We start from the raw sequence: 20,854 nt of genomic DNA on the forward strand, positions 1-20,854 counted from the left end.
ACTTTACGTAGATCATGATGGAAAGTAGTAAATGAAAATTCGGCGTCATTACTCGGAGTAGGTGGGCTCGCAGCATTATCTGCCTCATTTGGATAGCCATTCATACTCTATAGATTTGCAACCAATCGACTCACCCCCCCTTTTATTTCATTTCGCCAGTAAACCACCAGAATCGCTGCGATATCCAGGTAATCCCACCTTACACTACGTGTCAGTCAAGGGGTAGGTTAAAAATCATACCTGTTTGTTCAAAAAACAGAGATGTTAACTAATGCCCTTACTTAAACACAGAAGACACTGTACCATTTAGGTCCGTGTCTTCTTAAACTTGATTTTGCTCGCGTTCTACAACGTCTCCGTATTAAGTGTGAATCCTTCGATCACGGCGTCTTCGTCAACCTCGATCAAGATACATCGTTTCCCTTGATAATTCACCTGTTTCACGTACTTTAAATCTTGCGGACTGATCGTAATCGTGGCTACCTTCGTATCAATCTTAATTGATTTCGAAGTGAACTTCGGAATGACGCTGCTCGCTTTGATTTCGTAGTTTTTGTCGTCGATGACATTCTGGAATGCTCGTTCCACCTTTTCCCTCGTCACGTCCTCCACACCGCTCACCATCAGCATGCGTTCCACATCTTTATAATCCAGCTTCGGAGGCTCTTCCTCCTCGTTGGATTCGATGACCCGATGAATTTCCTCGTACACTTGAGCGATCGTTGCCGCATCCAGTTGTTCTCCCGCTACTTCCTTCACGATATCCTCAAAAATGGCTCTCTCTTCTAACGCCGTCACGGTCATCTCGGCATTTAAGACTTGCTCGATGAAGGCCACATTGGGTTCATTCGCTCTCCCTGAGCAATATAGAATGCGATTTACGTCAGAATAGTTGTCCGTCACGCTAGGGTAGAAAAAACCTTGCTCTGGCGTGTTTAATTTGATGATCGGATCTACGAAGACATTATACTTAAATTCCCTCTCGACATAATCAAACATGAGCGTTTTCCGCTGTTGCTCTGTGGAATTCACGCTGCACAAAATGAACAAATTCGCGAACATTTCGTCCTTCTCGCTCTGTTCGGCTTCATCGTTTCTCGCCTTGGTCGGTCTAGAATATTGCCCGCGGACGAAAGTAATCACCGTATCCTGTTCGTATACGGTATCCACCAACATTTTGTCCACCAACAAGAGCATTAAATCCTGCCATTCTTGCGCATTGCCGGTTATCAAACCTTGATGGAGAAGCACCTGCGTAGGCTCTTCCGCTTCCTCCTGAAATTTTAACTCGAACATCTTCTGATCTAATTCGCCGGTCAGCAGTTTTTTGAAATTGGCCATATATAATTCCTGCTTCTCCCTGTCCAATAGGGCGAACGGCTGGCGCTCATAATGGTAGATCTCATTGCTTTCCTTCATGATATACACGTTAAAAATATCGAAAAGTTTAAGCATCTCGTGATCCAACTTAAATTGCTTGCGAATATGCGCGATTTCTTTTTTCATCATGATCCTTCGGTCAACTCCTGTGCTTTCCTATCACTTGGATGAACTACTTCTGTATGTTAATTCATTATGATTAATTACTCAACAACTTTAAGAGAATCCATGCTAAATCATCCAAAAATGTGAGTCTCGGTAATTCGTACATATTCTTGGATGCGCTTGGCAATCGAAACACAAAAATATCTTTATTTTTCCAAAGAATATGATACTATCATTATGTCAAGTCAGATTACATGACATGAACAGCAAGAGAAAGTGGTGATCACATATAAAAAAATAAGAAATTTTGTTGTGTAATCCAGTATTTTCATTTTATGTGTAAGATTAATTAACGCAGAATTCGTCAATATCAGACATTTCCGTCCTTATTAAGAGGGTGATCAACTACATAACCAACAACAAGTGCAGCGGTTAAGGAGCAACGAATCTATCATATGATCGTAGGAGGCTATCCACTTGAAGAGAAAATTGTTAATGAAGTCGATCATTGTTATGGCGTTCTCATCGTTCCTAATCGGCACCTTGAGTCCTCCGTTGACTTATGCAAATGATATGAACCCCCGGAAAAGCGCATGGACTGAAGAAACCGCTCCAAAAGAAGAGGTTCTTCAAATCTCTGCACAAAATCAGTCATCCGAGAAAGCACAAAAACCTCCAGTCACCCATGCAAAAAACGATTATGTCAACGATCGTATCATTGTGAAATATAAAAAAGGCTTTAGCTCTCTATCCTCAGCGGCAATTGCTGCTAGCCGCATTCAGAATAGAGTGACGCTCGGCAGCATTGACGCAGAGGTCATGCAGCTTACCCCATCTACAGATATTGAACAGCTACTCGCAGAATTAAACAAAGATTCGAATGTTCAGTATGCAGAGCCTGACCACAAGGTTCGTCCGGCCAGCCTGCCAAACGATCCGTACTTCCCGAAGCAATGGGGACTTCACAACACCGGCCAGATCGTGCCTTATAACTACAACAACCCTTATCTAGAAGGGCGCGAGGGTCTGGTGGGCCTTGACATCAAGGCACCTGAAGCTTGGGAGATTACGAAGGGCAGCAGCGATGTTGTCATCGCAGTGATTGATACAGGGATTGCAAGCAACCATCTGGATTTGAAGGACAGTCTATGGACCAATTCCAAGGAAATTCCAGGCAATCAGAAAGATGATGATGGTAATGGTTATATCGATGATGTCTCCGGATGGAATTTCTTTGGAAATAACAATCAGATATACAGTGAGCTTGACGGCGATTTGCACGGTACGGTGATAGGCGGAATTATTGCTGCATCGAACAATAACGAGACAGGCATTTCCGGCATCGCACCGAATGTCAAACTGATGCCGCTCAAATTCATTGGACCCGAAACGGGGGCAGTATCCGATATCATTAAGGCAATTGCCTATGCGGAGAACAAAGGCGTGAAGATCGCCAATTTAAGTATCGAAATGGAAGAATATAGCCAAGCGCTGAAAGATGCGATTGATGCCTCTTCTATGTTGTTTATTACCGCTGCGGGCAATGGTGGATACAATAATGATGGTTATCCTGCTTATCCATCTTCCTATGACAGCCCCAATATTGTTTCCGTGACATCCGTCACCAACGAAGGACAGCTTTCCGCGATCGGAAATTATGGATTCAAGTCTGTTGACGTTGCGGCTCCTGGTGACGCGATCGTAACGACAATTCCGACGAATAATCCCGGGCTTGGCGCTGAGATCTATGATCCTGTTTTGAATGACAAAGTCGTTTTTAACGGGATTGGCTTTGAGTATATCCCGAATGGTCAGGAAGATGATGAGGAGGACGAGGGCTTCGCTGCATCTAAGGATTCCTTCAACTACCGTCAAGATGTATTCGACAGAGCGATGGAGTATCTGGGTGTTTCCAAGTTCAATGCTGACTCAAAAATCCTTCTGGTTCAGGATGATCTCTCCAATATGTCTCCGATAGCAAGCGTGAATAGGCTTCCGATCTATGAAGAGCTACTCAAGGATTATGCAGGTACGATCACGCATGTTCAGGCAGCTGTTAACGGAGGAGACGGTCCGACAGCTGAAGTGATGAAAAATTACGATGCAGTCATCTGGTTTACGGGTATGGCTGACCGATTGTCCGTTTCGAACTTGACGGCAGAAGACCAGAAGCAATTAACGGAATACCTCACGAAGGATAGCGGTCATATCCTGTTTTCAGGTAACAATGTGCTCAATGGTTTTGACGAGAGAGGTGGCACTAATGGAGAATCTAGTATCGTCGAGAGCGATTTTGTGAAAAACGTTCTTCACTTTCAATGGGTGGAACAACACGATTACAGTTATGCCGAAGGCATGCCGGATACGATTTATGCGAATATGAAGTATCCGCTCGAAGAGGATAGGGACAGTTACAATGTCATTTTGTCCAGAGATCCTTCGATCACGAAAATTAATTTGAACTACACGAATTCTGACTTTTATGAAAGTAATTACGAGATTCTGAGTGGTACCTCGATTGCGGCTGCTCACGCTTCAGGCGTTGCAGCACTCGTGCTTAGTCAGGATCCTTCTCTAAGTGCTGTCGCGATTAAGCAGCGAATTATTAATAGCGGTACGCGCCTTAGCTCCTTAACAGGATTCGTGGCTAGTGGCAGAATGATTAACGCCTATAAGGCACTAACAGACGACGATATCCCAGGAACGCCGTTCTTCGGCGAAAGTGTTACTAACCAACTGAATGACAAGAGCGACGCGAATGACGTTTACTCGTTGGAATTGAATGCGGGGGACAATGTCAACATTTCATTGACAGGCGACAATGGCACTGATTTTGATCTTCTCTTATATCCGCCTGATGCCAAGACCATCTATACAAGCGGCAACTTGCTTGCCTATTCAGAAAATCAAGACACCTCCACAGAAACTATCACTTACAAGGTAACAACGAGCGGTACTTATTATGTGAATGTATATGCCTATAAGGGCAGCGGCAGCTATACGCTTACAGTCAAAACTGACAACCAGATCGGTGGCTATGAAGAATCAAGCCCTTCATTGGTATTTATTGGCCCATGGTCAACACTCAACAATAGTGCATTTTCAGGCAAAAGCGCGAAACAAATCAATGAAAAAGGCAAGGTTGAATTTTCATTCCAAGGTAATTATTTCTCTTGGATAGGCTTGAAAAATGAAAATCAGGGTATTGCCGATGTGTTCTTTGATGGTGTGAAAGTAGCCTCCCCATCCTTGTACAGCCCTACTGCACTAAGCAAACAAGTGATCTTCGAGAAACTGTTCCCTTATGGACAGCATACCATCAGCATAGAATGGACAGGCAAACTCGACCCTGAAGCCAAAAAATCAGGAACTGCCTTCCTCAACGTGGATGCCTTTATGGTTGCTAACTTCGTGGAGGATGACGATTATTCAGGCAGCTTCAACGTCCCGTGGTTCACGAATATCAGCTCGAAGCATTTGGGTGGAATGGCCAGATACTCAGAGCTTGCAGACAGCACCGCTCAATATCAATTTGAGGGCAAAAAGGTTCAACTCATCGCATATACCGGTCCGAATCGCGGTAAAGCCAATATCTACATTGACGATAATCTTGTGACACCTGTACCTGTTGATATGTACAGTGCAACAACGAAATACCGTGCAGTTGTTTTCGAGTCGGCTCTTTTATCACCTGGCGTTCATACGATCAAGATCGTCAATACAGGACAAAAGAATGCGGCATCCAGCGGTACGTTCGTCTCATTTGATGCAATTTCCATCATTCAGTAAGAAGCAAGAATCATATTTGAAGAAATGGGGAAATAGAACTTGGCTAAATTGCTGATTAAACAATCGGTTGCTCTCTTAATGGCTTCTCTTATGCTTGCTGCTCCCTACAGTTACCAAGTCGAGGCAGCTGGGACATCATCGAATTCTACCGATCTACAACAACTCCAGTCCAAATTGCACGCCTCGTTGATGGATTCGCTGAAAGGCGGCAGCTTGCTGAAATCTGCTGATACAGGCGCTGCCATCATAGATCCTGACATCGACACCACTTCATCTAAAAAAGTGAATGTAATTGTTCAGCTAAGCGGACAGCCAGTCACTGTAGCCAAACATGCTGCAGGGCTTGCCAAGAAGTCATTCTCTGCTCAGTCTGCTGAGCAAACGGTTAAAGCAGAACAGAAATCGTTCTTGAGCGCTGCCAGTACAAAAGGCATTGGGATGAAAGTTAATTTTGAGTACAATACCGTCCTTAACGGGTTGGAAGTCACCATCGATGCGAATCAAATTCCTCAACTGGCCAAAGTTCCAGGTGTGAAAGCCATCAGTCCGAACATCACTTATTATGCAGCTCCGCTTCCGGCAACACCGATTTTGAGTTCTGAAACAAATGATCCGATTAACTACGATATTGATCCGCTTCAACAAATTGGGGCTACAGAAGCTTGGAACTTAGGCTATACCGGCAAAGGACTGAAGGTTGGCGTCATCGATACCGGCGTCGATTACCTGCATCCGGATTTAGCAAGTGCCTACAAGGGTGGATATGACTCCTTCAATAAGGATGATGACCCATATGAGGACTTACCCGATGATAATTATGGTTTTGAAGGTAGCGATCACGGCACCCACGTTTCGGGAACCATTGTTGGACGGGCGGTGAATCAAACTTCAGAATGGGTTCAAAAAGGGGTTGCTTATGAAGCAGATCTTTACTCCTATAAAGTATTAGGGAAAAATATTGTTTTAGATGAGAAAGGTTGGCCCGTAGTTCAAGTCACAGGAAGCTCCGCTCAAGTCATTGACGGGATTGAGCATGCGATTAAGGATGGGATGGACGTTATCAACCTTTCTTTGGGCTCGGATATGGAGAAAAGTCCTGACTCACCGGATTCCATTGCCATTAATAACGCTGTTCTTTCGGGTGTCACTGCTGTCGTTGCCAGTGGTAACTCTGGAAGCGATGGTTACTATTATTACAGTATGGGATCGCCTGCCAGCTCGCAGCTGGGCATCACGGTTGCAGCTGCGACGAGTACGAGCAAGCACATCAGCGGCACTGTTGCACCCGCCTTTTCTGATGCGCCAGTCCCCCAACCACGCGTCTCAGTAAACAATGCAGTTTATGGGGCTGTTACGGTCAATGAAGCGGTATACGCTCTGGATGTTATGGCTTGGGGCGTCGGTCAAGAAGATCTGGCACAAGTGCTGGGCACCGATCCGTTGGAAGCCGCCTATGTAGGCCTAGGAGCGGATTCGGATTATTCGAGCGATGTCAATTACGATGGAAAAGTGGTCTTTGCTTCACGTGGTGTGCTCTCTTTTGATGTAAAAGTGAAAAACGCCAAAAACCACCATGCAAAAGCACTCATTATTTTTAATGGAAATGCCAAGAATGGGCAAGGCACGGAAGTGGATCTCTCCGAACATATCGGCGGACGAGATGGCAAGATCGGCGTTGCCGGTTTCCTTGGCGAAAATTATGATTTCCTCCCTACCTTCGATATGGGCGGTTATGAGGGTCGAGCACTCGCAAGAAAGATAATTTCAGCTGAGTACAGCAATAAGGTGTTGAAGTTTACATTTGGTGATTCGTTCAAATCGGAGATTGTACCTGGGGATCGCATTGCCGATTTCAGCTCACGTGGACCGAATTCCGACGGCAACTACAGTATTAAACCGGACATCAGTGGGCCAGGCGTGAATATTCGCTCTACATGGCCTGCTTTCGGGAAAATAAATCCGGATGCCGATTACGAAAGAGCGTACAACCGAATTAGTGGTACGAGCATGGCATCGCCGCATATTGCGGGCCTTGCGCTGCTGGTACTGCAAAAACATCCAGACTGGACTCCTCGCGATGTGCGTGCTGCGCTTGCCAATACGGCAGACACCCTTTTTGATGAGAAAGGTACACAGTATGATGCCTACTCCCAGGGTGCAGGGCGCGCCGATGTGTTTAGTGCGCTTGCAACGCCAGCACTTGTGGAAGCCATGGATCCGATTACCATTTATGATGAGAAAATGAATCCAAAAGTACTGCAAAGCGAAGCCAGCAGTCTCAGCTTCGGAGCGATTGAGCCTGGTGCTGACGCTGTCGTCAAACCACTCCGATTGAAAAATACATCGGAAAGCGAATTGACCTACTCCGTTTCTGTCGTCATGCATAACCATGTAACTTCGGATCCAAGCGATCCTATCGAAACACCGAGCAGCGATAACGTCGAAGTGAAGCTCGGAGGACTTGTGAATTCACAGTCCAGCACCATTACCGTGGCTGGAAATACGAGTCATTCCTTTACGCTTTCAGCCAAAGCTAAGAATGGAGCTGTTCACGGTGTTTACGAAGGCGAAGTCTTATTGCAAAGTACTGGACTACCGAACCTGCATCTCCCGTTTGTCATTCATGTAGGCAAGGATGCTTCTGATAACGATTTTGAATTGCAGGACATGAAAGTATCCAATGTGAAGGTATCGTATGATGCCCCAATCGAAGTCTCTGCTAACTTGTTAAGCGACGAAATGAACTACATGGAGCTCTACTATACTGGCGTGGATGATGAAACTTCAGGTATGCTGTCTTCATGGTTCGATATCAATCTCCTTGACGCAAGCTTAAAGCCGATTCCTGCAGGCAAGTTTACATTTGAAAATATAGACGGTAGTTATGTAGGGGAGGAAGTAGATGAATATGGCAGACTCGTGGTAAAACAGCTTCCCGAGGGGCCGTACAAGTTTGTCGTGGTTGCCGTGCACTACGATAAAAGTCTGAAACCTGAGAAAGTGACCTCTATCTCTCAGACCGTTTATGTGCAAAAAAGCTCGGCAGGTACGGAACAACCTCAGCCTCCGACAACTCCAACACCGCCACCTTCAGGTGGAGGGGGAGGTGGCGGCGGCGGTGGTGGCTACATAGCACCGCCAGCTGCCGGTAATCAGGAAGTTGCATCATCCGTCGTACAAAGCAATCAAACAATTGCTGCTTTGGCAGGAAGTGTTGCCAAGCAAGGAGATCATAGCGTTGTGACGGTAACAGATTCTGATCTACAGAAAGCACTGGATTCGGCTAAGCAGTCTTCGACAGCCTTCAGTGTATCCATATCTTCTTCCAATGGAGCTGATCAGTCCGCAAGTCTAAGCCTTACAGCTTCGCAAGTAAAAATGCTGCAGGCGGCCTCCAAGCAAAGTGCGATTGTCTTTACTTGGAAGGATGCCTCCGTATCGCTCCCGCTATCCGCTTTAGAAGGCTTGGAGACGACAGCTGGTTTGGTGATCGACATTACGCCGGCTGCCGAGGAAGCATCGCACTTCACGGAAAGCTATGAAGGTGCAGCGGTCATCGGCACGCCATACACCTTTGAAGTATCGTCTGTCGTAGATGGTGTGAGAACACCGGTTACGTTGAAACCAGATCAAGTGGTCTACAGATCATTTATCGTCGATCAAGCTGTGGATGCTAGTCGTACAGGTGCTCTCTATACAGAAGGAACAGAGGGTTATCCTGTCCCGGCTCAATTCAAGAAAACAGCTGATGGCAAAACGATTGTAACGATCGGCCGTCCAGGGTTATCTACCTATGCGGTTGCGAGTCACTCGGTTGCATTTACCGATATCGATTCGTCATGGGCGAAAGATCAGATCGAAACACTTGCCCATAAATTTATTCTAAATGGGACATCGTCAACAGCATTTTCACCGAAGATTAATGTAACACGTGCTCAGTTCGCTTCGATGCTGGTAAGAGCACTTGGCCTGCATATGAGCGCAGCACCTGCGCCATTCAGTGATGTCACAAGCAAGGATTGGTTCGCACAAGATGTTGCGGTCGCTTATCAAGCAGGACTGATCTCCGGTTATGACGGCATTTTCAATCCTAACTCGGAAATTAGCAGACAAGATTTGACGGTTATGCTCTCCAGAGCGATCAAACTTTTGAGCATCACGAAACAATCAGTTGGCAATGTGAAGCCATACACTGACTCTACTCAATTCAGTGATTACGCCCAAGACAGTATTCAAACAGTAACAGACACCGGTTTAATGGATGGTATTGAAGAAGCAGGAAGCCTGTTCTTCCGTCCAACGCTGTCAACTACACGTGAAGCGGCAGCCAAGGTACTTCATGAATTGCTTCTAGCTGCGAAGCGAATAAATTAACAGAAGAAGCCCCTTCGTTTCGGGATTACTCCCGATGAAGGGGCTTTTTTTTCAAAGTATGTAATACCAGCCGTGATCAGGAACTCGTACATTCCCCGCCGTCGACATGCAACACCTGACCGGTAACAAAACTGGAATCATCCGATGCTAAGTAAACCCAAGTAGGAGCTAACTCAAAGGGCTGTCCAGCTCTCTTCATTGGGTTGTTCGTACCCCACAGGGCTATTTCATCACTCGTCATACTTGCCGGGATTAAAGGCGTCCAAATTCGTCCCGGTGCGACTGCATTAACCCGGATACCTTGACTGCTTACACTGCTTGCAAGTGCCCTGGTGAAACCTACTATAGCAGATTTACTTGCTGTATAGTCCAGCAATAGCTTCTGACCAATATAAGCAACTATTGAAGTTGTATTAATAATCGTACTCCCTGCTTTCAAGTGAGGAAGAGCTGCTCTTGTTGTATAGAAATGAGAATATACATTTACCGTAAAGATTTCGTTAAATTGTTCATCTGTAATATCGGTCAACGAATTTTGCTGAAATTGGACGCCTACATGATTCACAAGAGTGTCTAACTTTCCAAAAAAGGCTATTGTTTTTTCCACAATATCGATGCATTGCTGCTTACTTCGCAAATCACCTGGAAGAAGAAGACAACGCTGTCCTAATTGTTCTACGCGAGTTTTTGTACGATGCGCATCCTCATGCTCATCCAAATAGGAGATCGCTACGTCAGCACCTTCTTTAGCAAAAATAATCGCTATAGCAGCTCCCATCCCGCTATCTCCGCCAGTAATCAATGCCACTTTCCCTTTTAATTTTTCACTACCCTTGTAATGGGGATTTTCAAGGATAGGGCTGGGAACCATGAGCCTTTCTAATCCTGGTTGGCGAAGCTGTTGTTGCTCTGGAAATGATATCGGAATCTCTTCATATCTCGTTATTTTCCCATAGCTTGGATAAAGGGGGTACGGATCATTTTTTTTATTCTGTTCAAACCATTTTTGCAACTCTCTCATTTCGTTCTCAACATTGTCATTACTCATAGCTGACAGCCCTCCTCAGCCTTCAATTTCACAATAATCTATGCTGCCTTGGTAAAAACAATACCTCTCGCCATTTATTGAATAGATGAATCATTAATGCCAAAATGAAATAGAATGTATCACACATCTCTAGAACAAGGAGGAGTACGTCAATGAGGTTTATTTTCAGTCCCCAAGTAAAGATCTTACTCATTCATCATTCAAATGAAAAACTTACGATGGAATATTTGAATCACTCGTGGCCAATGCCTGTCATCTCAATCAGACCGCCCTACTATACGAATCCCCGTTATGAACCAGCGTACGCCATCATTTAACTCCCAAAAAACCATCGTCAAATTTCAATCTGACGATGGTTTTTTGCCGGGAACGATATACTTTTCTTGTGATTTATGACATCAGGTTCTCATCAACCAACAGTAATCAAGCAGCTACTTCAATATCCTTATGGGGTCTTATGCGCCATAAGATAAAGAATGAGACAATTACAATTGCCAGACACACCCAATAAACATCTCGAAACCCAGCATACTGAGCTATGATACCTCCGCCTAAATTTCCTACTAACCTTCCAATAATAGACCCGTTGTAATAAATCGATGTGGACAGCCCTGGTGAATTTGGAAGCAATTCCGTGAAATAGCTTAATCCATTGCCCATAACAATAGCCACAAAAGCTGCCTGCAAAAGCTGGGCTACGATCAGATGCCAGGAATCGGTAGAAACACTTAAAATAATATTGTAAAGTATGGCAATAAAACATGCGCTGATCATCAAAGAATGGTTGGATATTTTTCTACTTACAGCACCTAACACGAACATAATGGGAATCTCTAAACCAGCACAAATACTAACAACCATTCCAACATCGGAATATGTACCATGGAGCTCGTTGACAATAAATAATGGCGTAACAATCCCGTTAATGGCATTGACCGCAAATAGAAAGATGAAGGCAATTAACGGATAGTAGATCTGACTGCGTTTGAGTGCAGTTGTACCAGTACCCATTCTCTTTTTTTGAATTTTTCCTTTTTTAGGTAAAAATGTATAAACAAGAGATTCTATTGTAATAAAAATAGCAGAAGTACCCAGAAAGAGACCCTTATATCCAACAGTTCCTAAGATTATTGTTCCGATTAAGGGTCCTACCAGGAAACCGAGAGATACGAGTGAACGTAAAGTGGACATGGCAAATGTCTTGTCATCGGATTGCTTTCATTTGCCGATTCCTGAGCGTAAGCATAAATTTGCGGCATAGCGGCAGCCCCTAAACCACTAAAAAAACTGACGATAATAAGCAAAATTAAGTAGTTATCAAACACTAAATAGGAGGTATAGCCTAGTGCAGATGAAACCGTTGCTATAATAATAATAAATCTCCGGTCCATCCTGCGATCAGAATGTTTACCTATGAAAGAGTTGGCCACCACGCCACTTAACGAACTCACTGCTGTGAAAATACCGAAGGTTGCCGCACTCATTCCCAATTTCTCTGTACAATAGAGCGCTAAGTACGGCAGTGAAATTGAAATACCTGTACCTACCAATAGAACACAAATGACAAACAAACTATATCCCTTGATTGCAAACAATTTATTTATTCGAGTAAACAACTTTTGCCTCCTTAAAACATGATGATTACCGCTGGTTTCCACATTAAGCTTATTCTTATTATGCAATAAATGAAAAAGAGACTGATATCCTATTCGTCTCGGATCATTGTCTAATCCTCTCACTTTACTTCTAAAATGAAAAAGAGCCGCAGGATTCAAAGTCCCTAATGCGGCTCTTTTATCTTTTATCCTCCTTGAACGGCACTCTGCGTTCATTCATTTCCTGTGGGTGTCGGTCCGATCCGATTCTGCTCCTTAATCTGCTCAATCGCCGTCTCGAACCCGCCCGGGGTAGGGCTGGGTACGGCGAGTCTATCTATGTTTACTTCGTCGATCCTCTTCCCTACGACAACCGCCGGTATCGCATCGGCGAAACGTTGCTGCAAGTCAAGGGATTTCGGATCCGTTGCCTGAGGAGTAATTTGGATGCCGGTGATGACGTCGTCAACTAGGGTAATCGTCACTCCGATGGACGAGTCGTTGCTCCCGTAGTCACCGATCGCAGAGTGGATGCCGTCAACATATGTGGATTCATTACCCACTTCTGATCTTGAACTGCTTAAACCGGTATTCGAGGTAACCGGCGTTTGCCCGGCTGCCACTTCCTTTGTCGAGCATGAAGCCATCACAATAGATAAGGATAGCCCTAAGATCGTCGTGACTTTCATCCTTTTGCTTAGATTAGTCATAATCCTACCTTTTCCTTTCCTTGTGAAACGATCGTATTGTTCGGGGGTTAAAGTTGCCCTACTATCTTATAAACACAATCGATGCGTAAATAAACATTTACATACCAAAGGAGCAGTTTGCCACGGCGGCAGACCTGCTCCTCGCTTTGTACAGCTGTAGTTTAGTTTTACTGAAAGCCGATATACGGATGAGGAATATACGGTTCTTCTAGAAAAGTAATCTCCTCAGGCGTTAACTTGATTGATAGAGCTGCTACTCCATCCTCTAGATGGGCTATTTTAGTTACTCCGATAATCGGTGACGTAATGGGCTCCTTCTGCAAAACCCAAGCAAGCGCGATATGGGAACGCGGAACTCCGCGCTGCTCCGCCAGTGCCGCAACTCGTTCCACAATGACCCGATCCGCAGCCTCATGCGGGCCATATTGGGATTTCTGCACTTGGTCCGTTTCGGAACGATGAGTTGATTCTTCCCAGTCCCGCGTCAATCTTCCTTTGGCAAGCGGGCTATACGGAATAACGGCGATCTTCTGGTCCTTGCATAGCGGGAGCATCTCCCTCTCCTCTTCCCGATAGATAAGATTGTAATGATTCTGCATCGATACGAATCGGGTCCATCCATTTTTCTCTGCGATATGCTGCGCCTTCAGGAACTGCCACGCGTACATGGCGGAAGCACCAATATATCTCGCTTTGCCCGCCTTCACCACATCATGAAGCGCTTCCATCGTTTCTTCGATCGGCGTTTCATAATCCCAGCGATGAATTTGATACAAATCCACATAATCCGTACCCAGACGTTTGAGGCTATGATCGATTTCTGTCATGATGGCCTTCCGGGATAGACCTGCCGCGTTCGGACCTTGGCGCATTGGAAATCGAACCTTCGTCGCAAGAACAACTTCATCCCGATTGGCGTAATCCTTCAGCGCACGCCCGACAATTTCCTCGCTCGTTCCTACTGCGTACATATTTGCCGTATCGAAAAAATTGATGCCAAGCTCGAGGGCTCTTTTGATGATCGGCCGGCTCCGTTCCTCGTCTAGTACCCACGGATGACTCCACCGATCCGCAACACCAAAACTCATACAGCCAATACACAACCTTGATACGTCCATGCCGGTATTTCCTAGTTTCACATACTCCATTTCATTGCCTCCTCTATGCTAACTAAATTCGCGGCGGCGGGGCAGTGAAAACCACAGCCCGTCAAGCCATGCCAACTGCTGCTTGGTAAAGGTCGAGATAATCCGTCTTTAAGCGGCGTAAACTATCCTCAACCGCAGTGAAGATATGCTTCCTGCTCAAGCCCTTTTCGTTGGGGCCAGGTCCCATCGCGCCAGCACACTTTGTCGCAAGCACCAGGTTGTCTCGTTTACCTTGCTGCCACTCCCCGACGATCGACTCGGTCGCACCTGCGACGGCATGCGATTGCCTTCCGATCGGGTACACATCGGCCGTGTCAATGAAATTTATACCTGCCTCATAGGCTTTGTCCAACATTTCGAAGGAAGCCTTTTTGTCCGCTTGGTTGCCAAAAGTCATTGTTCCCAAGCACAAGCTGGTTACTTTTAATCCCGTATTTCCTAGCGAACGAATTTCCAATTGATCACCTCGCTTGCCCACTTATTTTTCAGAAGTGAATACTTCTTTGGCAACCATAATGGCTGACATTGTTTTCGGCCAACCTGCATAGAAGGCAAGATGGGTCATCGCTTCGATTAGCTCTTTTTCTGACAAACCGTTTTGTTTTGCCAAATTTAAATGGTTTTTCAGCTGTTGTGTATTTCCGCCGGTGATTAAGCTCGCTACGGTAATCAAACTGCGGTCGCGCGGAGAAAGTTCCTCACGCTTCCATACATCCCCAAATAATACTTCGTCGGTTAGTTCAACCAACTTAGGCGCGAAATCTCCGATCGCTTTCTGAGCAATAGTAAGTTCTTTGGAATCTGACATTTTATCTCGCTCCCTTTCACTCTTATTATGTCAACGGTTGTTAAAACTCGGCCTGCAAATTTAAGCACAATCTTATTATGCTACAATTTCAAAAGAGAACGTTATCTCATTCGTCTCAAATGATTGCCTAATCCTCTCGTCGCTACTTTTGCAATTGACGATTGTTATATTATAATGAGATCATCAAAAGTCAATTCGCAAGGAGGACTGTATGTCAGGACGTATTGATAACCTACAGAATGAACTCGCCGAACTGATTGAGCGACATGCGGGTCAAGACGGTGTTCACGAGACGGGGATTCCATCTTTATTTATTGTTCGTGCCTTGCAAGTGTCTCAGCCCGTTTACAGAGTATACAAACCTTGCTTATGTTTCATCGCTCAAGGTTATAAAGACGTACTACTGTCCCAGGAGCGCTTTGAGTATGGGCCTGCCGACTATCTGGTTTCATCCATGAACTTGCCCGTGATCGGTCACGTTATCAAAGCTTCTCCCGATGAGCCTTATCTTAGCTTAAAACTAGAATTTACACAGAATCAAATATTAGATGTATTAAATGAGGGAAACATTGAATTCGCCCCGCAAGAAGGTACCAAACGGGCGATGTTTGTCGGCGAGATCGAGTTAGCCATATTGGATGCGATCATGAGATTGTCTTGTTTACTAGACAGACCGAAAGACATTCCGTTTCTGGCTCCCTACTACACGAAAGAAATTTTATACAGACTCCTTCAAGGGCAGTACGGTATTACGCTGGCGCAAATCGCGATGGAAGGTAGCAGCACCTACCAAATCCGGGAGGCTATTGATCAAATTATCAATAACATGGATAAGCCTTTACGAATCGAGGAGCTTGCGGAATTAGCCAATATGGGGATTTCTACGTTTCATAGGCACTTCAAAGAGGTAACTGCCATGAGTCCGCTTCAGTTTCAGAAACAGCTGCGATTACAGGAAGCCCGGCGCTTATTAATGTCCGAATCAACAGATGCCGCCGATGTAGCTTTCCGAGTAGGCTATGAGAGTGCATCGCAGTTCAGCCGTGAATATTCTCGTATGTTTGGCCTTCCACCTAGAGAAGATATAAAGCGGTTGAAAGCAGGCTACGACCAAAGAGTCCACGCGTAAAGCAAGCATAGAGGCTGCCCCAAAGGTCATCAAATGACCGAGGGAGAGCCTCTTAACGTTATTCATGCGGCAGCGAGAGATTTAGGCAAACATTTGAGACGAATGGGATAACGATTGCTTTATCATCTGATGCATAATAAGAATGAGAACAAGGTGGCTGTTATGGATAGGATTGATTTGACTTGACTTGCACACAATCATAAAAAACTGGAGGATTTTATATGCAAAAAGTAATCTTGAACAATGGTATTGAGATGCCGATACTCGGCTTTGGTGTTTTTCAGATTCAAGATGCAAATGAATGTGAACAAAGCGTTTATGACGCTATTACGGCTGGATATCGTTTGATCGATACCGCTGCCTCTTATCTCAATGAAGAAGCAGTTGGCAGAGCGATTAAACGTAGTGGCGTGGGTCGAGAAGAGTTATTTATAACTACTAAACTTTGGGTTCAGGATACTGGTTATGAGCGCACAAAAAAAGCATTTGAAAAATCTCTGCAAAGATTGCAATTGGATTATTTGGATTTGTACTTAATTCATCAGCCATTCGGCGATGTGCATGGTTCATGGCGAGCTATGGAGGAATTGTATCGTGAAGGAAAGGTCCGTGCAATTGGCGTTAGTAACTTCCATGAGGATCGTCTGATCGATCTGATCATTCATAATGAAGTCGTTCCTGCCGTCAATCAGGTTGAAACACATCCTTTTAACCAACAAATAGAAAATGCACAATTCATGAAAGAGAATCATGTTCAGATCGAATCCTGGGCGCCTTTTGCTGAAGGGAAAAATGACTTGTTCCAGAATGAGATATTGGTAAATATAGCTGAAAAATATAAAAAATCCGTTGCTCAGGTCGTTTTACGTTGGTTGACACAAAGAGAAGTCGTTGTGATTCCAAAGTCGGTTCGTAAAGAAAGAATTATTGAAAACTTCCATATTTTTGATTTTGAATTAAAGCAAGAGGATATGGAGTCTATTACTACGTTAGATACGAAACAGAGCCTGTTCTTTTCGCATCGCGATCCTGAAAAGGTGAAGTGGCTTGGTACTCGTAAACTCGATATTTAATAAACGATAAGTAGAATGCATATTGTGGTCTCCACGGTATTTCCTCATAATAGGAATAATGTCTTCGTTATCTTGGAAACGGCAGCCGATACTCTAGCCTAACTGAAAGGACATCAGGTCGCATCCTACCGTAATCGGTCCTTGATAGATATCCCGCATCCCAAGGATATACTCTTCCTCTGCATCCTCATTTGCCGCCGGAGCGGGAATATGATGAGTAAGCACCAGATGCTTCACACCTGCTTGCTTTGCGATTTCGGCTGCTTCCAATGTCGTCGTGTGATATTTAGCTGGATTGGATAGTGCTTTGTCATAGGCCGGATATTGCTGAATCAGCATATCCAGCCATTCTTTGTTATACGCCTCGTGTAGCAAAAGATCGACTTCTTGACTGTACTTCAACATATTTGCTACAGGAATCGTATCCCCGGAAATAACAACCGACTTCCCATTGTACTCAAATTTATATGCGACCGCAGGATAGACTGGGCGGTGATCTACTTCGAAAGCAGTAATCTTGATTCCATCCTTCTCGTAGACAACTCCCTCGTTTCGTTCAGTATATTCGATACGTGCACCCGCTTCATCCGACAAATTGTAACTGACGCGAAGCTTGACATCGAACTCGAAAGATTCCCGCATTTTACCGATAATTTCTTTGGTTGTCTCGGGACCGTAAACTTGCAACGGCGTTGATCGTCCCTCAAATACATGCTCGGGGGTAATGTGTGTTCGCCAGCTGGTAATAAACACATCGAAAAAACCGCCGTTGTGATCGTAATGATGATGTGTAAACAGCACATCGGATACCCTCTGAGGCATGACCCCTGCTTTAATTAGCTGATCCACGACACCGCCTCCACAATCTACCAAAAACACCTTATGACCCGCAAGTACGGCCACAGCGGGCTTAGCTCTCCCATAAAATGCTCTTGGAGAGCCTGTTCCGAGTAAAATCACTTTAATGTCCTCATGAAACTCGGGCTGAAGATTTTCCTGTGGCTGTATGTGCATATTTAATTCCTCCTGCGTTAAAGGTCTATTATTTCTCACTTTTTACTTCCTGAAGCAAAGACAAATCCAACATATCGCTCAAATCCAGCGAGTTCTTCTCGATTCCCTTCATATAGCCTGCATCAATAGCAACCTTGGCCATTGTCTCCAGCGAAGCTTTATCCACATCCGTTGTCAGTCTTAGATGATCTAATGCAGCCTTGATTAGTTCCAGTGCCAAGCCCTTACCTGTCAATTCCTTTAACTCGTCGCTAACTAATTTATAGGCTTCTTCAGGATTTTTCTGGATAAACTCAATTGCCTCCATATTGGCTTGAATTGCCGCTTTCGCCTCATTGCGATGCTCCTTCAGGAATTTATCGTTCGCCACCAATATGGTTAGTGGATAATCGCCGTCATTCGGCGGTACCTTATTCCAATCAACAACGATCTTTCCGATGCCTTCGCTTACAATTTGCGTTCCCCACGGTTCCGGCAGCAGTGCAACATCTACTTGCTTCTGCTTCATCGCCACGAGCGTATCAGCCGGCGCCATCGTAATTAATTGTACTCCTGAAGTATCAGTTGTTACTTTCAGTCCCTCTTGTTCAAGCAGCAAACGCAGGGAAATCTCATTCGTGCTGCCTTTCGTCGGGATGACCGCTGTTTTTCCTGCCAAATCCTTGACGTTGGAAATGCCAGAGTCGTTTCTGGCAACCAATACCGCTCCTCCATTATTGGAGCCAGAAATAATTTTGATATTTTTGCTTCGAACGTACTGGTTGGTCACAGGACTAGGTCCCACAAAGCCAATATCAATCTGATTGGTGGCCATAGCTGTGGAGAAATCGGAGCCGTTATCGAAGCCCACAACCTCAACCTTGACGTTATTGCCAAATTGCTTCTGGAAATAACCTTTTTTGATCGCGATGAAGGCTGGGGCGTGGGTCACATTTTTGAGCAAACCGATTTTCACTGTCGAAAGTTCTGCCAGTTGACTTGATGCTGATGTCTGCTCCTTGTTGCCGCCTGAAGCTCCTGTGCCACAGGCAGATAAGAGAGAAGTAGTCAGCAGAAACGCCAGGAGTAAAAATGATTGAGATTTCTTCATATTAAATCTCCTTTTCTTATACATAGAATTAAGCTTTAATGCCATTCAAGCCGTATTTGATTAATACCCGATCCTCCATACGCTTGAAGAAAAAGCGGTCAGATATGGTTCCGATGACGGCAATAACAATCACAATGCACAGCATAAGTGATGTATCGCCGATATTACGGCCTTCCTGCAGCATTTGTCCGAGTCCAATGCCACGCGCAATCAATTCTCCAGATACGAGTGCTCGCCAAGCGAACGCCCATGCCATTCTCATTCCCATGATAAGATGAGGAACTGAAGCAGGAATCATCACTTGATAGAAAAGCTTAAATCCCCGGCCGGTTCCGTACATTTGAGCCGCTTTGATGTACAAAGGCGGAATGTTCTTGATTCCGGTCCTTGTAGCGATCGTCATCGTCCATGTTGCTCCAATGGTAGTAATAAAGATGACAGAAAAATCATTCAGACCGAACCAGATAATGGCGAACGGCAACCAGGCGATGCTTGGAATTGTTTGCAAAGCGACCACCAGAAAGCCAAAGGTCTCATCCACCAACCGGTTTCGGGCAAAAATCACTCCTACTGTCATTCCAATGACGCAAGAGAGTCCAAACGCTATGAGAATACGGCGAAGACTACCGCCAATTGCTTCGAGCAGATGCCCATGAATGATGCCATCGTAAAGGGTTCGAGCAGTCTGCAGAGCAGAGGGAAACATCCAGCCCCAATTGAATACCCTATATGCTATCTCCCATAAAATGACCAGAAGGATGAGAAAGATTGCTCCTCTGAATCTGGTAGTCATCGCCATGCTCCTCTCTTGCCACTTTTTCCAGCTCATCGGCCAATGTATCCATGATGCGTCCTTCAATATGATGAAGCACCGAATCAGTTGCATTTCGCGGCCTTGCTGCCTGAATCTCATACTCTTTCTTAATCCTGCCCGGCCGAGTTGACATGACAAGCACCCTATCGGACAGCAGGACAGCTTCCCGAATATTATGTGTAATGAAAAGTATGGTTTTGCGAGTTTTCATCCAAATTTCCTCGAGTTCTTTGTGCAAGAGCAGCCTGGTCTGCTCATCGAGCGCTGCAAACGGCTCATCCATCAACAAAATGTCTGGATCCATAACAAGTGCCCTGGCAATTGCTACTCTCTGCTTCATGCCTCCGGAAAGCTCATGCGGGTAGCGATCTGCGAATTTGCTAAGGTGGACGAGCTTCATCTGCTCCATAGCCAGCTCATAGCGCTCCTTTTTCTTCATCCCTCGCTGCTTCAGTCCAAAGGAGACATTCTCAAGTACCGTCAGCCACGGAAATAAGGTATGCTCTTGAAAAACCACAATTCGGTCCGTACCCGGTCCCTGAATTGCTTGCCCAAGTACTTCAATCCTCCCTGTTTCCGTCTGTTCCAGCCCAGCGACCAAATTAAGCAATGTTGATTTTCCACAGCCCGATGGCCCTAGGATCGAAACAAACTCTCCTTTCCGGACAGAGAAAGAGACGTTCTCAATTGCTATAAAGGCACCACCATCCCGCTCCTTGAACGTTTTGCTAACCCCTTGAATTTCGATCATGTCTTGTTCCCCCTTGATCCATATGC

The 20,854-nt window shown here is 45.1% G+C and carries 17 protein-coding genes; 5 read left to right on the plus strand and 12 right to left on the minus strand.

All coding sequences use genetic code 11. The features are described 5' to 3' along the window. Nucleotides 1-345: 345 nt before the first annotated feature. Complete coding sequence (locus AC58VC_RS05555; RefSeq protein ID WP_497367812.1) at nucleotides 346-1,509, minus strand: DUF4317 domain-containing protein; 1,164 nt, start codon at nucleotides 1,507-1,509, stop codon at nucleotides 346-348. A gap of 453 nt (nucleotides 1,510-1,962) precedes the next feature. Between AC58VC_RS05555 and AC58VC_RS05560 the strand changes: the two genes are divergently transcribed. Both AC58VC_RS05560 and AC58VC_RS05565 read left to right on the plus strand, forming a co-directional pair. Next, nucleotides 1,963-5,274, plus strand: a complete 3,312-nt coding sequence (locus tag AC58VC_RS05560) for a S8 family serine peptidase (RefSeq protein ID WP_497367813.1) — start codon at nucleotides 1,963-1,965, stop codon at nucleotides 5,272-5,274. Nucleotides 5,275-5,313: 39 nt separating this feature from the next. Then, nucleotides 5,314-9,648, plus strand: a complete 4,335-nt coding sequence (locus AC58VC_RS05565) for a S8 family serine peptidase (protein ID WP_497367814.1) — start codon at nucleotides 5,314-5,316, stop codon at nucleotides 9,646-9,648. A gap of 76 nt (nucleotides 9,649-9,724) precedes the next feature. Here the strand turns inward: AC58VC_RS05565 and AC58VC_RS05570 are convergent, their stop codons facing one another. Continuing rightward, entirely contained in the window at nucleotides 9,725-10,669 is a 945-nt protein-coding gene (locus AC58VC_RS05570; RefSeq protein WP_497367915.1) for an SDR family oxidoreductase, read from the minus strand. Between the two features lie 179 nt (nucleotides 10,670-10,848). On the opposite strand from AC58VC_RS05570, the gene AC58VC_RS05575 reads away from it, so the two are divergent. Beyond that, nucleotides 10,849-11,013: a hypothetical protein gene (locus AC58VC_RS05575; protein ID WP_497367815.1), complete on the plus strand. Its 165-nt coding sequence runs from the start codon at nucleotides 10,849-10,851 to the stop codon at nucleotides 11,011-11,013. A 106-nt stretch (nucleotides 11,014-11,119) separates the two neighbouring features. On the opposite strand, the gene AC58VC_RS05580 is transcribed toward AC58VC_RS05575, so the two are convergent. From AC58VC_RS05580 to AC58VC_RS05605, 6 genes are all read right to left on the minus strand, one after another. Next, nucleotides 11,120-11,887: an MFS transporter gene (locus AC58VC_RS05580; RefSeq protein WP_497367816.1), complete on the minus strand. Its 768-nt coding sequence runs from the start codon at nucleotides 11,885-11,887 to the stop codon at nucleotides 11,120-11,122. Further along, nucleotides 11,845-12,528 (minus strand): MFS transporter, encoded by a 684-nt coding sequence (locus tag AC58VC_RS05585; RefSeq protein WP_497367817.1) that lies wholly within the window; start codon nucleotides 12,526-12,528, stop codon nucleotides 11,845-11,847. Before AC58VC_RS05585 ends, AC58VC_RS05580 begins: the two co-directional genes overlap by 43 nt. Next, the gene (locus AC58VC_RS05590) at nucleotides 12,525-12,980 is read right to left on the minus strand and encodes a hypothetical protein (protein WP_497367818.1); all 456 of its coding nucleotides are present in this window, start codon (nucleotides 12,978-12,980) and stop codon (nucleotides 12,525-12,527) included. Before AC58VC_RS05590 ends, AC58VC_RS05585 begins: the two co-directional genes overlap by 4 nt. 188 nt (nucleotides 12,981-13,168) lie before the next feature. Then, nucleotides 13,169-14,149, minus strand: coding sequence for an aldo/keto reductase (locus tag AC58VC_RS05595; RefSeq protein WP_497367819.1), 981 nt, complete (start codon nucleotides 14,147-14,149; stop codon nucleotides 13,169-13,171). 61 nt (nucleotides 14,150-14,210) lie between these two features. After that, on the minus strand, nucleotides 14,211-14,606 hold the full coding sequence (locus AC58VC_RS05600; RefSeq protein ID WP_497367820.1) for an aldo/keto reductase: 396 nt from the start codon (nucleotides 14,604-14,606) through the stop codon (nucleotides 14,211-14,213). A 21-nt stretch (nucleotides 14,607-14,627) separates the two neighbouring features. Next, nucleotides 14,628-14,957 (minus strand): carboxymuconolactone decarboxylase family protein, encoded by a 330-nt coding sequence (locus AC58VC_RS05605; protein ID WP_497367821.1) that lies wholly within the window; start codon nucleotides 14,955-14,957, stop codon nucleotides 14,628-14,630. A 211-nt stretch (nucleotides 14,958-15,168) separates the two neighbouring features. On the opposite strand from AC58VC_RS05605, the gene AC58VC_RS05610 reads away from it, so the two are divergent. Further along, a complete protein-coding gene (locus AC58VC_RS05610) occupies nucleotides 15,169-16,086 on the plus strand; it encodes an AraC family transcriptional regulator (protein ID WP_497367822.1) in 918 nt (305 codons plus the stop codon). Nucleotides 16,087-16,307: 221 nt separating this feature from the next. After that, on the plus strand, nucleotides 16,308-17,159 hold the full coding sequence (locus AC58VC_RS05615; protein WP_497367823.1) for an aldo/keto reductase: 852 nt from the start codon (nucleotides 16,308-16,310) through the stop codon (nucleotides 17,157-17,159). 93 nt (nucleotides 17,160-17,252) lie between these two features. On the opposite strand, the gene AC58VC_RS05620 is transcribed toward AC58VC_RS05615, so the two are convergent. From AC58VC_RS05620 to AC58VC_RS05635, 4 genes are read right to left on the minus strand one after another with little or no spacing between them, the layout of a single operon-like run. Continuing rightward, nucleotides 17,253-18,173 (minus strand): MBL fold metallo-hydrolase, encoded by a 921-nt coding sequence (locus AC58VC_RS05620; protein WP_497367824.1) that lies wholly within the window; start codon nucleotides 18,171-18,173, stop codon nucleotides 17,253-17,255. 28 nt (nucleotides 18,174-18,201) lie between these two features. Continuing rightward, nucleotides 18,202-19,263, minus strand: a complete 1,062-nt coding sequence (locus AC58VC_RS05625) for an ABC transporter substrate-binding protein (RefSeq protein ID WP_497367825.1) — start codon at nucleotides 19,261-19,263, stop codon at nucleotides 18,202-18,204. A gap of 28 nt (nucleotides 19,264-19,291) precedes the next feature. Next, on the minus strand, nucleotides 19,292-20,056 hold the full coding sequence (locus AC58VC_RS05630; protein ID WP_497367826.1) for an ABC transporter permease: 765 nt from the start codon (nucleotides 20,054-20,056) through the stop codon (nucleotides 19,292-19,294). Further along, a complete protein-coding gene (locus AC58VC_RS05635) occupies nucleotides 19,989-20,828 on the minus strand; it encodes an ABC transporter ATP-binding protein (protein WP_497367827.1) in 840 nt (279 codons plus the stop codon). Before AC58VC_RS05635 ends, AC58VC_RS05630 begins: the two co-directional genes overlap by 68 nt. Nucleotides 20,829-20,854: the final 26 nt, after the last annotated feature.

The organism is Paenibacillus sp. J22R67 (genome assembly GCF_059692175.1).

What these genes read in the sequence shown, in the direction of transcription:
- AC58VC_RS05630 (WP_497367826.1), bottom strand. Translation starts at nt 20,056, where the DNA reads ATGACTACCAGATTCAGAGGAGCAATCTTTCTCATCCTTCTGGTCATT.
- AC58VC_RS05620 (WP_497367824.1), bottom strand. Translation starts at nt 18,173, where the DNA reads ATGCACATACAGCCACAGGAAAATCTTCAGCCCGAGTTTCATGAGGAC.
- AC58VC_RS05625 (WP_497367825.1), bottom strand. Translation starts at nt 19,263, where the DNA reads ATGAAGAAATCTCAATCATTTTTACTCCTGGCGTTTCTGCTGACTACT.
- AC58VC_RS05590 (WP_497367818.1), bottom strand. Translation starts at nt 12,980, where the DNA reads ATGAAAGTCACGACGATCTTAGGGCTATCCTTATCTATTGTGATGGCT.
- AC58VC_RS05605 (WP_497367821.1), bottom strand. Translation starts at nt 14,957, where the DNA reads ATGTCAGATTCCAAAGAACTTACTATTGCTCAGAAAGCGATCGGAGAT.
- AC58VC_RS05610 (WP_497367822.1), top strand. Translation starts at nt 15,169, where the DNA reads ATGTCAGGACGTATTGATAACCTACAGAATGAACTCGCCGAACTGATT.
- AC58VC_RS05595 (WP_497367819.1), bottom strand. Translation starts at nt 14,149, where the DNA reads ATGGAGTATGTGAAACTAGGAAATACCGGCATGGACGTATCAAGGTTG.
- AC58VC_RS05635 (WP_497367827.1), bottom strand. Translation starts at nt 20,828, where the DNA reads ATGATCGAAATTCAAGGGGTTAGCAAAACGTTCAAGGAGCGGGATGGT.
- AC58VC_RS05555 (WP_497367812.1), bottom strand. Translation starts at nt 1,509, where the DNA reads ATGATGAAAAAAGAAATCGCGCATATTCGCAAGCAATTTAAGTTGGAT.
- AC58VC_RS05580 (WP_497367816.1), bottom strand. Translation starts at nt 11,887, where the DNA reads ATGTCCACTTTACGTTCACTCGTATCTCTCGGTTTCCTGGTAGGACCC.
- AC58VC_RS05615 (WP_497367823.1), top strand. Translation starts at nt 16,308, where the DNA reads ATGCAAAAAGTAATCTTGAACAATGGTATTGAGATGCCGATACTCGGC.
- AC58VC_RS05570 (WP_497367915.1), bottom strand. Translation starts at nt 10,669, where the DNA reads ATGAGAGAGTTGCAAAAATGGTTTGAACAGAATAAAAAAAATGATCCG.
- AC58VC_RS05585 (WP_497367817.1), bottom strand. Translation starts at nt 12,528, where the DNA reads ATGAACGCAGAGTGCCGTTCAAGGAGGATAAAAGATAAAAGAGCCGCA.
- AC58VC_RS05575 (WP_497367815.1), top strand. Translation starts at nt 10,849, where the DNA reads ATGAGGTTTATTTTCAGTCCCCAAGTAAAGATCTTACTCATTCATCAT.